The sequence below is a fragment of the Sphingobacterium sp. lm-10 genome, assembly GCF_023554555.1.
Taxonomy (GTDB): domain Bacteria; phylum Bacteroidota; class Bacteroidia; order Sphingobacteriales; family Sphingobacteriaceae; genus Sphingobacterium.
The window spans coordinates 2,187,611-2,203,552 of record NZ_JAMJWC010000001.1 but is presented as its reverse complement, the minus strand read 5'-3'; the positions used below and the strand labels follow the sequence as shown (position 1 = coordinate 2,203,552).

The window sequence follows — 15,942 nt, the reverse complement described above, 5'->3', positions numbered from 1 at the left end:
CGTGTTTAGAGGGTCTGCGATACGGTTTACAACGCGATATGATCTAGTTCCTCTGGTTTGAATCCAATGATTCTATGTTTGATTTCGTCTTCTTCTAGTACCAATACCGTAGGCACGGTGCGTACTTTGAATTTTACAGCCAATTCTGGCTCATCAAACGGATTGATTGTTTCGTAAGATACACCCTTGTTGTCCAAGTAGGAAGATACCTGTGCACATGGTGCACAGTCATTCTTTTCAAATTTAATGATTCTTGCCATGTCTATTTAAAATCTTTTGGAGGGTAACTTTAAGCTGACTTTAGAGAGTCAACTTATGTTTGCCATAAATAAATATTCTATTGAATCGGGACTGTCATGATCCCTTTGTCTTAAACAAAGATCATATATTTTATCTCCGTGAGTGAGTCGTACTTTTCCACATGTTCCGAACAGATGGGGGTTAAAGTTCGCTTCTCGAATGCCTGATTTGGTAATCTGCTGATAGACAGGGATCGTGGTATGTGGATAACTTTGAAAAGCCGCTAATATTTTCTCTTAATATCGTTTAAATATACCTATATTTTGACCGAAAAATAACAAGAAGATGTATGGTTTTTAGTTGGTTTTTTTGAATTAATTACGTAAGGTAAATTAAAGCAGTTTTGGTGTAAGGTCATTAGGTTCAAATAGAAATTCCTCCGGAAAGTGATACCGGAGGAATTTTCGTATTTTCAAATAAGTTGTGTTGTCGCAACTAGTTATCAATAACCCGGATTTTGGTTGTAGTTCATGTTCCCGAGCTGAGTCTGCGGGATTGGAAACAACAATGCCCGAGGATCCGATGCTGGCTTTTCCTGCCAGGTATCCAGATACCTTCCAAAGCGGATGAGATCTGTGCGCCGCCGTCCCTCCCAGTAGAATTCGCGACCCAGTTCGTCCAGCATGTCATCTAGCGAGAGGCTAGTCATGACCGAGGCTTGTCGTCGTGTCCTGACCATGTTGACATATTGCAAAGCCTGTGCCTGATTGTTCATCCGTAACAGAGCCTCGGCTTTCATAAGCAAGACATCCGAATAGCGATAGAATACCCAGTCGTTATTCGCAAAGTTAGAGCCGATATTGTCGTAGTCTGGCACGTATTTTACTACGCGTATACCGGTTAATTCTAGGTTGTTACCACGTTCAATAATACTTACTTCGGGAGTAAAGATTAGGGGGTTGCTACGACGATCTTGCAATATTTCACCTGCTGAATTAAACTGCTGACCGACTATAAAGCCCATGTGCAGACCGGATCTTTCGGTCACACCTGGATAGGGGCCACCTCGGCGTTGGTCTTGCGGTTCAAATTTATCGTAAAAATTAGAGAGGGTAGTCCAGCCATTATTGCCGCTTGGGTTCATAGAATAGTGTAAAGGGATTCTGATAAAGTTAAATATTGGTCCCGAATTTGACCCACCTGTGTTAGCCCCTAAAAAGATGTTTTCTGAAGCACCACGGTTGTTTGGTGAAAAGCTATCGAAGTAGTTGTCGGTCAAGGAAAATCGACCGGAACCAATAATTTGATCGGCCAGCTCAATGACATTCTGCATATCGCTATTGTCGAAAGCGGGTTGTGCACGATTTAGGTAAACAGCCCTGTTCAGGTAGACTTTCATCAGCAGTACTCTGCCAGCATCCTGATTTGCAAATACGCTATTATTGACAGTCCATACCGGCAAGTTTGGTATGATCTCCGTAAGCTCTGCTATCAAATAGTCTAACTGCTCTTGGGCGTTGCGGACAATCGGTAAAGTGGCGATACCATCTCCAGGTTCACGGTAGGGGACTTGCCCCCAGCCGTCTAGCACGAAGTTCTGGGCAAAGGCGCGTAAGAAGCGTGCTTGCGCCGCTTGTTGTGTGTCAGGATTGTACCGCAAGATATCCGTAGCAGCATAGCTGATAGCATTAATGTCGCGGAATACTTGATTCATACGTATGTGATCTGGTTGCCAAAGATGTAGAAACAGAGCTCGCCAGGCACCATTGTCGTCCCAGTCGCCTCCCCGGGTCGGCGCGATTGCCTCGTCGGTGGTAAGTTCTTGCAATGCCCACCACGACTCGGGTGTCTGTAACGCTGCGCGTGTAGAAAAGTAGGCCCCCTGCAAAAGGGAAGGGATATCGATGTTGCCCTCATCTCGATCTGTAATCTGTCCGAAAAGCTGTTCTTCCAGCCGGGTACAGCCGCTCAGTGCGATGCTGCCAACCAGCAATATCATGGGTAAAAAATTATTTTTCATGTTGCTGAATGTATTATTTATAGTGAGAAATTTATACCAAAGTTGAATATCCTAGCCGGAGGGTATCCGATGTAGTCGATGCCTAGTGAGCCGGTTTCATTCACCCCTTTGTTGGTATTTACTTCCGGGTCGAATCCAGAATAGTTCGTAAATACGAGTAGATTGACACCGTTTAAAAACACATTTAGGTTTTTTATAGTGGAACCTACATTGCCGACCTTATAACCTATGGTGGCATTGGCCAATTTGATATAAGAGCCATTTTCAATAAAGCGTGAGGAGGGCGAGGCTGGGTTGGTGAGTAATTCTCTCGGTAGACTGTTTGCCTGATCTGCCATGGTATTTCTAAATGCGCCTAGGTTCGTGATCGGCAGTACGGAGTTTACGGTGTTGTTGTAGATATCTCCCCCCAAAAGACCATTGAAATTAGCGGAGAAAGTTAATCTCTTGTAGCTCAGCTCGGTGCTAAATCCGATTAACGCATTAGGATTGGGATTGCCTAGATATAGAAAATTAAACCCGTCATCCGTGTACATCGAGATACCTTCGGGATCTATACCCAAATACTCTCTGGTTACAATTGCAAACATCGGTAGGCCGGCTTGGATAACCTGTACGGTAGCATCGGATACGCCTTGCCCACTAAGCATGCCGGTCTGGATGATGTCGGTCGTGTTACTTACTTGGTTTCTGAGAAAAGTCACGTTGCCTTGCACGTTCCAGGTGAGGTTTTCATTTTGGATAAGCACGGAATTTAGAGCTAGCTCTATACCTTGATTGCGGACTCGCCCATCAAGGTTGGTCCACACAATAGGTGCGTTAGGCGCATTAGGGTAAAATGGAATAGTAGGGAAGATCAAATCTGTGGTTACCTTATCAAACACATCAATCGAACCGCTCAGCTTAGATCCGAATAAGCCAAAATCCATACCAATATTCCATTGTTCATCGCTTTGCCAACGTAGGTTTGGATTTCCATTGTTAACTGGGACAATGACGTTGTCATTTTCAAAACCGTATCGATTGATCGAGGCTCCAGAAGGAAATTCCTGATTACCGGTACGTCCCCAGCCTACGCGCAACCGTAGTTCCGTAAGCCAGTCCGCATCCTGCATAAAGCGTTCATTCTTAATGTTCCATGCTCCAGAGAATGAAGGGAAGTTTCCATATCGGTTGTTCTCACCGAACTTTGTGGAACCATCCCGCCGTACGGTGGCGGTCAGTAGGTAGCGACTGTCGTAATTGAAAATGGCTCGAAAGAAATAGGATTGCAGTTCGGCACTCGGATCAACAAATGAGTTGACTGTTCTGGCACCGCTGGATCCGGCCTGCAGGGCGTCGGTGTAGTCTACATCAATATCGCCATAGTTGATCCCTTGGAAGCTCATGCCGCGATACCTGAAATTCATGTATTCGTAACCTGCGATGGCATTCAAGTTCAATTTGTGGGCAATCTCGCGGTTAAATGTCAACGTATGTGTCAGTTGGCTCGTCATCAATTCGTTGTTGGCATAAGAAGCCTCGCCACCCAAAAAGTCTCCGTCTGGATCAAACTGGATGTTCATCATATTGATCCAACTTCTTGTGGAGGCACGGCGTATACCGGTGCTGTAGTTGATCGAACCCAGCATCCGGTACTCCAGCCAGTCATTAAATTTATAGTAAGGCGATATGTTAGCGAGTATGGTGCTTACGCGTGCGTGGTCGTTATTGGCTTCACTCATGCCGACTGGATTGATAAGGGATGTGCCATATTTAATATTGAAGGATCCGTCTTGATTGTATAACGGCTCTGTAGGGTTCCAAGTCAGCGCCTGCCCCACTAGACTGCCTTGAAAACCCGCGTCTTCGGTTACGGGTGCAATTTGCTCATTCGTTTGCGTCACAAACATACCCATGTCCAAACCTAATTTCTTGCTCTCCAACATGCGGAAGTTGGCATTGACTGATCCTGCAACTTTCGTGAAGCCACTGTTGATAAGGATACCTTCCATATTTTGATAGCCGATGGAGGTGCGAAACCGAGCGTCTTCACTACCACCGCTCATGGAGATGGAGTAGTCTTGGTTGATGGCTCGTCGCGTGATTGCATCCATGGCATTCACATTGCTCCCTAAGTCGCCTACCTCGGCGTCAAGCCCGTAATTGGCCAGAGCGGCGCGAAACTGGTTGGCATCTAAGATGTCGATGTTTCGCATGAGCGAACTTACGCCCGTAGTCGCGTTGACATTAACTTGTAGAGGCTGTGCTTTACCTCGTTTGGTATTAATTAAAATAACACCATATGCTCCGCGAGAACCATATATTGCCGCGGCGGAAGCATCTTTCAATACCTCCATGCTTTCAATATCATTCGGATTGAGAAAGGCAAGTGGGTTGCCTCCGGGCGAGGAACCAAATTCTGCCTGCCGCTCGGGTCGTGGTGTCCGTCCGTCTAAGGCCATTCCATCTACCACATACAAAGGACGTCCTGTGCCTGTAACGGCCGAGTTACCCCGTATCCTTACCGTGGTCTCGCCTCCGGGCTGGCCACTGTTGTTAATCATTTGGACGCCTGGAGCCTTGCCTTGAATGAGTTGATCTGGTGCTGTAAAAGGACCTTGATTAAAGTCTTTTTCGCTGACACGAGAGACCGCACCTGTCAGGTCTTTGCGTTGTACAGATGCATAGCCTACCACTTGTATTTCGCCAATATCTTCTCCTGTGGATGGCTGCAAGCTAATATTCAACGGAGGCATATTAGCGTTAACGCGGATGGTTTCCCGGTACGTTTCAAAGCCTAGGAAAGCAACGGTAAGGGTATAGCTGCCCGGGGCTATGTTCGAAAAGCTGAACGATCCGGTAGCATCCGTACCAGCGGTGCGTTCCAGCTCTATGATGGTTAACGTCGCACCTGATATGGCCTGTCCATCGCCGGTTACTCGACCATTAAACGTAGCTGTTTGTGCGTAAACGCTGTTTCCATTTAGTAGGAAAAGTACCAGTGCAAACAGCAGCATGTGAATACCTAAAAAAGGTAATTTCTGTTTCATGTTTGGTGTTTTTAAGTTTATAAAAGAGTTAATTAATGGCTATTAACCAACATGTAGTTATTATGTTGTTAATAGATATTTACTTTTGTAATTGTGTAAAATTTATAAATGGTAATCAAAATTAGAAAAAAAATAATATTTAAAAATATATTTCATATTTTTTATTTCTTTTTGAGATAATTTATAATTAAAAATGAAAATAATACTACGTATTAATTCCGATAAAAAATGAAAGCACGAGAGGGAGTAAAAACCGGCATTTTCTAGAACGTAACTGCGGGTTTGTTTAGTGGTTTTGTCTTACAATCGTAAGAAAAGAAATATTGCTCTAATGAGTAGGAAAGCAGGCTTTTAGTAGATCACAATTAAAAAAATAGCTAATCATTTAGCCGCGAAGTAATTAAGGTTTTATTGGGTTGAACCACATCAATCTTTGTTGTTTTTTCTGTGGTTTCATCGATTTCAAAGCGGATTGCAAAATCAGTAAGGTCTTTGATTTTGAAATAGTGGTTGATTTGTATTATTGTTTCCTTAAGGATGATGAAGTTAGTCGACAGCGCTAAACAAAAAACTCCTCCGGACAATGAAGCCGGAGGAGTTTTTGTGTTTTCGGATAAGCACAGCTGCAGCAGCTAGTTATTAATAACCCGGATTCTGTGGTAAATTGGTGTTACCTGATTGGTTAATCGGTATTGGGAAGACCAGATTCCGAGGGTCCGATGCTGGCTTTTCCTGCCAAGCATCCAGGTATTTGCCAAAGCGGATGAGATCTGTACGTCGACGTCCCTCCCAGTAGAATTCGCGGCCTAGTTCGTCCAGCATGTTATCCAGCGTGAGGCTAGTCATGACGGAGGCCCCTCGTTGTGTTCTGACCATATTGACATATTGTAAAGCCTGTGCCTGATCGTTCATTCTCAACAGAGCCTCGGCTTTCATCAGCAAGACATCCGCATAGCGATAAAACACCCAGTCGTTATTTGCTAAGTTAGAGCCGATGTTGTCGTAGTCTGGTACGTATTTTACCACGCGTATGCCGGTGACTTCCAGGTTATTGCCTTGTTCAATGATACTTACCTCTGGAGTTAATGCCAACGGATTGCCACTGCGGTCTTGTAACGCCACGCCTTGGAAATCAAACTGTTGACCGACTATAAAGCCCATGTGCAAACCGGATCTTTCCGTGACGCCGGCACGGGGGCCACCCCGGCGTTGGTCTTGCGGTTCAAATTTATTATAAAAATTGGACAAGGTAGCCCAGCCGTTAAAACCGCTTGGGTTCATTGCATAGTGTAAGGTGATTCTAATAAAGGTAAATATCGGCCCCGAATTTGACCCACCTGTGTTAGCTCCTAAAAAGATGTTCTCTGATGCTCCGCGGTTGTTTGGAGCAAAGCTATCGAAGTAGTTGTCGGCCAGTGCGTAGTTTCCCCCCATCTGATCTGCAAGCTGGATGACATGCTGCATATCGCTATTGTCAAAAGTAGGTTGTGCACGATTTAGGTATGCACCCCTGTTTAGGTATACTTTCATTAGTAGCACTCTGGCAGCATCTTGATTTGCTAATACCCTTGTATTAACATTCGATACCGGCAAATTTGGAATAATCTCTGTAAGCTCTGCTATCAAATAATCTAACTGCTCTTGGGCGTTGCGGACGGGAGGTATATTGGTGATGTCATCTCCAGGTTCGCGGTACGGTACTTGACCCCAACCATCTAGGATGAAGTATTGGGCGAAGGCGCGTAAGAAGCGTGCTTGCGCGGCTTGTTGTGTATCAGGATTGTACCTTAATATATCCGTAGCCGCATAGCTAATTGCATTGATGTCGCGGAATGCTTGGTTTACTCGTATGTGATCCGGCTGCCACTGATGGAGAAATAAGGCGCGCCAAGCACCATTATCGTCCCAGTCGCCGCCTCGGGTCGGCGGGATTGCCTCGTCGGTGGTAAGTTCTTGCAAGGCCCACCAAGTGTCAGGCGTCTGTAAAGCTGCACGTGTAGAAAAGTAGGCCCCCTGTAAAAGAGAAGGGATATCGATGTTGCCCTCATCTCGATCTGTAATCTGTCCGAAAAGCTGTTCTTCCAGCCGGGTACAGCCGCTCAGTGCGATGCTGCCAACCAGCAATATCATGGGTAAAAAATTATTTTTCATGTTGCTGAATGTATTATTTATAGTGAAAAATTTACGCCAAAGTTGAATATCCTAGCCGGAGGGTATCCAATATAATCAATACCTAGTGAACCGGTTTCATTCACTCCTTTGTTAGTGTTTACTTCCGGGTCGAATCCAGAATAGTTCGTGAATAAAAGCAGGTTGACACCGTTCAAAAACACATTTAGGTTTTTTATAGTGGAACCTACGTTGCCGACTTTGTAGCCAATTGTAGCATTAGCCAATTTCAGGTAGCTCCCATCTTCTATGTAGCGGGAGGACGGTGATGGTGGATTTGACAACGACTCCTGTGGGGATGTGCCTACGTATCTTGAAGCTACATTCCTGAAACCACCCAAGTTGCCGATCGGTACGACGGTATTAAATGTGTTATTGTAAATATCTCCTCCCAAAAGACCATTGAAATTAGCTGAGAAAGTAAATCTCTTGTAGCTCAGATCGGTGCTAAATCCGATCAACGCATTAGGATTGGGATTCCCAACATAAAGAAGATTAAACCCATCATCTGTATATCTAGACATACCTTCGGCATCTAAGCCCAAATACTCTCTGGTGACCATCGCAAACATCGGTAGGCCAGCTTGGATAACCTGTACGGTAGCATCGGATACGCCTTGCCCACTGAGCTGACCAGTCTGGATGATGTTTGTCATGTTACTTACCTGATTTCTGAGCAAAGTCACGTTGCCATTAACATTCCAGGTTAGATTTTCATTTTGGATGAGCACGGAATTTAAAGCTAGCTCTATACCCTGATTGCGGACTCGTCCATCAAGGTTAGTCCACACAATAGGTGCGTTAGGCGCGTTGGGATAAAGTGGAATGGTCGGGAAAAGCAAATCTGTGGTTACCTTGTCAAACACATCAATGGAACCGCTTAGTTTGGACCCGAACAAGCCAAAGTCCATACCGATGTTCCATTGCTCATCGCTTTGCCAACGTAGGTTTGGGTTTCCATTGTTTACTGGTACAATGACGTTGTCATTTTCAAAACCGTATCTATTGATCGAGGCTCCAGCAGGAAATTCCTGATTACCGGTACGTCCCCAGCCTACACGTAGTCGTAGTTCTGTAAGCCAGTCCACATCCTGCATAAAACTTTCATTTTTTATGCTCCACGCTCCAGAGAATGAGGGAAAGTTTCCATACCGGTTGTTTTCACCGAACTTTGTGGAACCGTCTCGACGCACAGTAGCGGTCAAAAGGTAACGGCTGTCGTAATTGAAAATGGCTCGAAAGAAATAGGATTGCAGTTCGGTGCTTGGGTCAGCGAAGGAGTTGACTGTTCTGGCGCCACTGGATCCTGCTTGCAGGGCGTCGGTGTAGTCTACATCAATGTCGCCATAGTTGATCCCTTGGAAATTCATGCCACGATACCTGAAATTCATGTATTCGTAACCTGCAACCGCGTTCAAGTTTAATTTGTCGGCAATCTCACGATTGAAGGTTAATGTGTGTGTTAACTGGCTTGTCATCAATTCGTTGTTGGCATAAGAAGCCTCGCCACCCAAAAAATCTCCGCTTGGATCAAACTGGATGTTTGGAATATTGATCCAGCTTCTGGTTGAAGCACGGCGTATACCGGTGCTGTAATTAATCGAACCCAACATGCGGTACTCTAACCAGTCATTAAATTTATAATAAGGTGATATATTCGCGAGTACGGTACTTACACGAGCATGGTCATTATTGGCTTCGCTCATAGCTACCGGATTAATGATGGATGTACCGTATAATATATTGAGGCGACCATCTTGATGACGCAAAGGTAATGTGGGGTTCCAGTTTAGCGCTTGACCCACTATACTTCCTTGGAAACCCGCATCTTCAGTTACCGGCGCTAATTGCTCATTTGTTTGTGTCACAAACAGCCCCATGTCCAAGCCCAATTTTTTGCTCTCCAGCATACGAAAGTTGGCATTGATTGATCCGGCAACTTTCGTGAAGCCACTGTTGATAAGAATGCCTTCCATATTTTGGTAACCAATAGACGTACGAAACCGAGCGTCTTCACTACCGCCGCTCATGGAGATGGCGTAGTCTTGGTTGATGGCTCGTCGCGTGATTGCACTCATAGCATCCACATTACTCCCTAAGTCGCCTAACTCGGCGTTTAGCCCGTAGTTGGCCAGGGCAGCGCGAAACTGGTTGGCATCCAGGATATCGATGTTTCGCAGGAGTGAACCCACACCGGTAGTCGCGTTGACATTGACTTGTAGGGGCTGTGCTTTACCTCGTTTGGTGTTGATCAACACAACACCATATGCCCCGCGAGAACCATATATCGCGGCTGCAGAAGCATCTTTCAACACTTCCATACTTTCAATATCATTGGGGTTGAGAAAGGCAAGTGGATTGCCTCCAGGCGAAGATCCAAATTCTGCCTGTCGTTCGGGGCGCGGTGTGCGGCCGTCTAAGGCCATTCCATCTACCACATACAAGGGCCGTCCTGTACCGGTCACCGCCGAGTTACCCCGTATCCTTACCGTGGTCTCGCCTCCGGGCTGGCCACTGTTGTTAATCATTTGTACGCCTGGAGCCTTGCCTTGAATGAGTTGGTCTGGTGCCGTAAAAGGGCCTTGATTGAACTCTTTTTCGCTAATACGAGAGACCGCACCTGTCAAATCTTTGCGTTGTACAGATGCATAGCCTACCACTTGTATTTCGCCAATGTCTTCGCCAGTCGAGGGCAGTAGGCTAATGTTAATGGGAGCCATGTCTGTCGTAATCCGGATTGTTTCCCGGTACGTTTCAAAGCCCAAAAAAGACACCGTAAGGGTGTAGCTGCCAGGTTTCACATTTGCAAAGTTGAAGGATCCACTTGCATCCGTACCGGCGGTGCGCTCCAGCTCTATGATGGTTAACGTTGCACCTGATATGGCCTGCCCCTCGCCGGTAACTCGACCATTAAACGTAGCTGTTTGAGCATAGGCAATAATGTTTCCATGTACTAGGAAAAGTGCGACTACCAAAAACAGCATGCGCACGCCGAAAAATGGTAATTTTTGTTTCATGTTTAGTGTGTTTAAGTTTATAATAAGTTATCGTTATACGATTGTGTATACTACTCTATTGGATTATTTTGAGTCGATATTTAAGCCTATAGTATTATAAATGGTATTCAAAGTTAATAAAAAAACTATTTGAGAAATATATTTATTTACGTTGTTTCCTGTATCAATAACTTATTGTTTTTTGTTTATACGGTTTTTATGCTGATGGCGCTTAATCAGTTTTAGCTCTCATTTATGTTAACTAAACCGATTTAAATTGTAATGAAATTTGTTACAATAATAAAAATATCATTAACTCACACTTATGAAAATCGTGTAAAAGTTACACGAACCCCTTGTAACTTTTTTGTTTCAAAATCCTCAGGATTGTGTAATAATAGCTGGAGGATCCAAAAAAGAACAGCGGACAAAGGATTGTCTGTGTTTCTGATTCAGCCAAAGGGCAGGTACGTCATCGGGTAAAGAGGATTTGAGCCATCTTCTTTCGATATTTTCATTCTGCTTTTTCTGGAATTTCATCTATCTCAAAGTGAATAGAAAAAGAAGGAAGATCCTTGATCTCGAAAAAGTAATTGAATTGTATTATTGTTTCCTTAAGGATGATGAAGTTAGTCGACAGCGCTAAATAAAAAACTCCTCCGGACAATGAAGCCGGAGGAGTTTTTGTGTTTTTAAATACGTTAGGTTGTTGTAACCTGTTATTAATAGCCAGGGTTTTGGGTTAGATTGGTGTTGCCCAACTGATTCAACGGTATCGGGAATAGGAGTGCTCGCGGATCAGACGCTGGTTTTTCCTGCCAAGCATCCAGGTACTTTCCAAAGCGAATTAAATCTGTACGACGGTGCGACTCCCAGAAGAATTCTCGACCAAGTTCATCCAATAGATTGTCTAAGGTGAGCGTAGTCAACGCTGAAGCATTGCGTTTGGTGCGCACTTCGTTGACCAGCGGTAGCCCTGCACCAGCTTGTCCCATACGAAGCAAAGCCTCTGCCTTCATGAGTAGCACATCCGAATAACGGTAAAATACCCAATCATTCTCTGCATGCCCAGCACCAAGGTTGGCATAATCTGGCACATATTTTACTACGCGGATACCAGTGACTTCCAGGTTGTTGCCTCGTTCAATAATACTTACTTCTCGAGTGAAACTCAATGGGTTGTTGCGGCGATCTACTAAGGCCGTGCCTGCTGCATTCACTTGCTGTCCTTCCAGGAAGCCCATTCGTAATCCAGAAACACTTGTAACACCCGGGTAGGTAGAGCTTCGGCGCTGATCGGTTTCTTCATATTTATCATAGAAGTCCGATAAGGTCGCAAAACCATTCCATCCACTCGGGTTCAAGTTGTAGTGCAGTGTCGTTCTGATCAAAGAATAAATATCTCCAGAATTGCTTCCTCCTGTGTTAGCACCTAAAAAGATATTCTCGGGAGACTGGTGATTATTCAGGTTGAAATTATCGAAATAATTGTCGGCCAGTGCGTAGTTGCCACTTATCTGATCCGCGAGCGTAACCACCATTTGTAGGTCGGCATTATCAAATACCGGTGTCGCCCGGTTTAGGAATGTAGCCTTATTCAGGTACACTTTCATTAGCAACATTCTTGCAGCATCTTGGTTAGCAACCTGCGGATTACCCGTCGGCAGATTGGGAATAATCTCCGTTAATTCACTAATCAAGTAGTCAATCTCTGTTTGTGCGTCGCGTACCTGAGGCATTAGTAAGATGTCGTCTCCAGGTTCACGGTATGGTACCTGTCCCCAACCATCTAATATAGAAAACTGTGCAAATGCCCGAATAAAACGCGCTTCGGCGGCTTGCGTGGATGTGGGATTGTAGCGAAGTAAATCTGTGGCTGCATAACTCACTGCGTTCAGATTCCGAAACACATCGTGGATACGCACGTGATCGGCCTGCCACTGATGCAAGAAGAGTGCACGCCAAGCACCATTGTCATCCCAATCACCTCCGCGAGTAGGCGTAATCGTTTCATCAGTGGTAGTTTGTTGTAGCGCCCACCAGCCACCGTTCCCTTGATAAGGAGAACGCATAGAGATGTAAGCTCCCTGTAATAGCGAAGTGGCATTTACTGCGCCCGGATCGCTATCCGAAATTTGACCGTTGAGCGTTTCATCGAGTTTGGTACAGCCGGTTAGTGCAATGCATCCAACCAGTAGTATGGTATATAAATTTTTTTTCATGTTGTCGAAAATTATAAAGAGAAGTTAACGCCTAGGTTAAAGGTTCTTATCGGAGGGTAGCCGATGTAATCAATGCCTGCTGACCCGGTGTTACCCACGCCTTTTGCCGTATTGACTTCTGGATCAAATCCAGAATATTTGGTAAATAGCAACAAGTTGGTGCCATTGATAAACACATTTAGGTTTTTTAAGGAAGCGCCGATATTACCTACACGGTATCCTATGGTGGCATTCGCTAGTTTGATATAGCTACCATCTTCGATAAAGCGTGAAGATGGCGCAGCGGAATTGGTCAATGATTCCTGGATAGGAGAGTCTAACAATCCGGCGGCAATATTTCTGAAGCCACCCAAGTTCGTGATCGGCAGTACCGTATTGGCGGTGTTATTATACAAATCTTGCCCCAGGGCGCCATTGAAATTAGCAGTCAGTGTGAATCGTTTATACATTACATCCGTGCTGAAACCCACCAGTACATTAGGGTTTGGGTTGCCCACGTATAGCATAGAGAAGCCATCGTCGGTATAGGTAGAAAACCCTTCCGGGCTTAAGCCTAAGTACTCTCTCGTCATCATGGCATACATTGGAAGCCCTGATTGAATGACCTCCACGGTAGCACCCGATACGCCCTGACCGCTCAATGCACCTGTTAGGATGACGTTGTTCATATTGCTTACATCATTTCTCAATAGCGTTAGGTTTCCGCCCACATTCCAGGTTAAGTGCTCTTTTTGGAGCAGTGTAGAATGCAAAGCAAGCTCAATACCTTGATTACGCACTATGCCATCGAGGTTACTCCAGATGATTGGTGCATCGGGAGCATTCGGGTAGAGTGGAATCGTCGGAAACAACAAATCTGTCGTTTTCTTTTGGAATACGTCGATGGATCCGGTCAGTTTCGTGCCGAATAAGCCGAAATCTACCCCAATATTGGTTTGCTCATCACTTTGCCAGCGTAGATCCGGGTTTCCGTTGTTAATAGGGCGAACGGCATTGTCATTGATAAACCCGTAACGGTTGCTGGAAGATCCCGCCGGAAACTCCTGATTTCCGGTACGACCCCATCCAGCGCGTAAACGCAATTCGCTTAACCATGCCACATCCTGCATAAAGCTTTCGTTGCGGATATTCCATGCTGCAGAAAATGAGGGGAAGTTTCCGTACTTATTGTTGTCCCCGAATTTAGTAGAACCGTCACGACGTACAGTACCTGTAAATAGGTATCTGTTATCGTAATTGAAAATCGCGCGGAAAAAGTAGGATTGCAATTCGGTTTTAGGATCAGCAAAGGAGTTTACGACACGGTTGCCGCTGGAACCCGCTTGAAGGGCATCTGTGTAATCGATGTTGATATCTCCATAATTGACACCCCGGAAGTCCATTCCACGATATATAAAGTTCATGTATTCGTAACCGGCGACGGCATTTAAGTTCAGCTTGTTAGCAATCTCCCGGTTGAAAGTTAGTGTGTGAGTCAATTGACTGGTAATGAGTTCGTTGTTGGCATACGATGCTTCACCACCTAGCGCACCACCAGCCTGGTCGGCCTGAATGCCTGGTATGTTGATCCAACTCTTCGTGGAAGCACGACGGATACCAGTACTATAATTTACCGCTCCGAGTACACGGTACTCCAGCCAGTCATTGAACTTATAGTATGGGGATACGCTACCAATGACTGTTGTAATCCGTGCATGGTCATTGTTTGCCTCCGACATGGCCAAGGGGTTAATGATGGATGTGCCGTATTTAATATTTAAAGATCCGTCTTCGTTGCGTAACCGCTCGGTTGGATTCCAGCTGAGTGCCTGACCCACTAGGCTGCCTTCGAAGCCGGCGTCGTTAGTGATTGGCGCGAATTGTTCATTGGTTTGGGTACCGATGAGCCCCAGATCTAATCCTAGCTTTTTACTTTCTAGCATCTTGAAGTTTCCATTCACGGAAGCGGCCACTTTTTTTAGACCGCTTTTATTCAAAATACCCTCTATGTCTTGGTAACCGATAGAAGCCCTAAACTTCGCATCCTCGGTACCACCGGCCATGGAAACTGCATAATCTTGCACGATGGAATTACGCGTAATCGCTCCTAATGCATCTACATTATCACCGAGATCACCTCCGGTGATACCATACTTATTCAACGCGCCGCGGAATTGGTTTCCATCTAGAATATCTATTCGGCGCATTAAAGATGCCACACCCGTAGAAGCATTGACATTAACCTGCAAAGGGCCGGCTTTACCGCGTTTTGTGTTGATCAACACAACACCGTATGCTGCTCTGGCACCATATATTGCTGTAGCAGAGGCGTCCTTTAATATCTCCATGCTCTCAATGTCGGGCGTATTTAAGAAGATTAGTGGGTTTCCTCCTGGAGCTGATCCCAGATTTGCGCTTCTGCCAGGAAGCGCCGTACGCCCATCTAACGCGATACCATCTACCACAAATAAGGGCTGTCCGCCGCCACTTACCGCGGAGTTACCACGTATGCGAAAAGTCGTGGCAGCACCTGGTTGTCCACTGTTGTTAATCATTTGGACACCGGGAGCTTTACCCTGAACCAACTGATCGGGAGAGGTAAAAGGCCCTTGGTTAAAGTCTTTTTCACTCACCCGTGTTACTGCACCTGTTAAGTCTTTCCGTTGTACGGAAGCATATCCTACGATGGTAATTTCACCGATATCTTCTCCGGTAGATGGTTGCAGACTAATATTCATCGGCGTCATATCTGCTGTCACACGAATCGTCTCGCGGTAGGTTTCAAAGCCTAGGAAAGATGCTGTTAGCGTGTAGCTACCCGCGGCCACATTAGGGAAGCTGAACGAACCGGTTGCATCCGTACCAGCGGTACGTTCCAGCTCTACGATAGTTAGTGTTGCACCGGATATGGGCTGTCCATCGCCGGTAACCCTACCATTAAACGTAGCTGTTTGGGCATAGGCAATGTTTCCATGTAATAGGAAAAGTACCACTGCCGACAATAGCATACGCATACCTAAAAAAGGTAATTTTTGTTTCATGTTTAGTGTGTTTTAAGTTTATAAAAAGTTGTTTTTCACCAGTTAAAGGAAACAGCTTGATTATACTGCTCCTTGATGTTCATTTTCTAAGTTTATATTTTTTACAAGTGGTGATCAAAATTAACAAAAAATGCTACGTTTGGAATATAAATCTGGTTTTTATTCCGTTTTGAGAAAATTTATTTTTAAAAATAAGGAGTTTTTTATCGACTAACCTGCGAGGAAAAATATAGCTGCAAAAGG

At 45.1% G+C, this 15,942-nt stretch carries 7 protein-coding genes; all 7 read right to left on the bottom strand.

Annotated elements, in window-relative coordinates; genetic code table 11:
- Positions 1-26: 26 nt before the first annotated feature.
- Entirely contained in the window at positions 27-260 is a 234-nt protein-coding gene (locus M8998_RS08945; protein ID WP_066756813.1) for a glutaredoxin family protein, read from the bottom strand.
- A 482-nt stretch (positions 261-742) separates the two neighbouring features.
- Positions 743-2,260: a RagB/SusD family nutrient uptake outer membrane protein gene (locus M8998_RS08940; RefSeq protein WP_249992227.1), complete on the bottom strand. Its 1,518-nt coding sequence runs from the start codon at positions 2,258-2,260 to the stop codon at positions 743-745.
- 17 nt (positions 2,261-2,277) lie between these two features.
- Positions 2,278-5,292 carry a SusC/RagA family TonB-linked outer membrane protein gene (locus M8998_RS08935; protein WP_249992226.1) on the bottom strand — a complete coding sequence of 1,005 codons (3,015 nt, stop codon included), beginning with the start codon at positions 5,290-5,292 and terminating at the stop codon, positions 2,278-2,280.
- 639 nt (positions 5,293-5,931) lie between these two features.
- Positions 5,932-7,443, bottom strand: coding sequence for a RagB/SusD family nutrient uptake outer membrane protein (locus M8998_RS08930; protein ID WP_249992225.1), 1,512 nt, complete (start codon positions 7,441-7,443; stop codon positions 5,932-5,934).
- Positions 7,444-7,460: 17 nt separating this feature from the next.
- Positions 7,461-10,478, bottom strand: coding sequence for a SusC/RagA family TonB-linked outer membrane protein (locus tag M8998_RS08925; protein ID WP_249992224.1), 3,018 nt, complete (start codon positions 10,476-10,478; stop codon positions 7,461-7,463).
- 701 nt (positions 10,479-11,179) lie between these two features.
- The gene (locus tag M8998_RS08920) at positions 11,180-12,679 is read right to left on the bottom strand and encodes a RagB/SusD family nutrient uptake outer membrane protein (protein WP_249992223.1); all 1,500 of its coding nucleotides are present in this window, start codon (positions 12,677-12,679) and stop codon (positions 11,180-11,182) included.
- 11 nt (positions 12,680-12,690) lie between these two features.
- Positions 12,691-15,699 (bottom strand): SusC/RagA family TonB-linked outer membrane protein, encoded by a 3,009-nt coding sequence (locus tag M8998_RS08915; RefSeq protein WP_249992222.1) that lies wholly within the window; start codon positions 15,697-15,699, stop codon positions 12,691-12,693.
- Positions 15,700-15,942 lie beyond the last annotated feature (243 nt).

Coding starts and splice junctions, on each gene's coding strand:
- M8998_RS08945 (WP_066756813.1), bottom strand. CDS start 260: ATGGCAAGAATCATTAAATTTGAAAAGAATGACTGTGCACCATGTGCA.
- M8998_RS08940 (WP_249992227.1), bottom strand. CDS start 2,260: ATGAAAAATAATTTTTTACCCATGATATTGCTGGTTGGCAGCATCGCA.
- M8998_RS08935 (WP_249992226.1), bottom strand. CDS start 5,292: ATGAAACAGAAATTACCTTTTTTAGGTATTCACATGCTGCTGTTTGCA.
- M8998_RS08930 (WP_249992225.1), bottom strand. CDS start 7,443: ATGAAAAATAATTTTTTACCCATGATATTGCTGGTTGGCAGCATCGCA.
- M8998_RS08925 (WP_249992224.1), bottom strand. CDS start 10,478: ATGAAACAAAAATTACCATTTTTCGGCGTGCGCATGCTGTTTTTGGTA.
- M8998_RS08920 (WP_249992223.1), bottom strand. CDS start 12,679: ATGAAAAAAAATTTATATACCATACTACTGGTTGGATGCATTGCACTA.
- M8998_RS08915 (WP_249992222.1), bottom strand. CDS start 15,699: ATGAAACAAAAATTACCTTTTTTAGGTATGCGTATGCTATTGTCGGCA.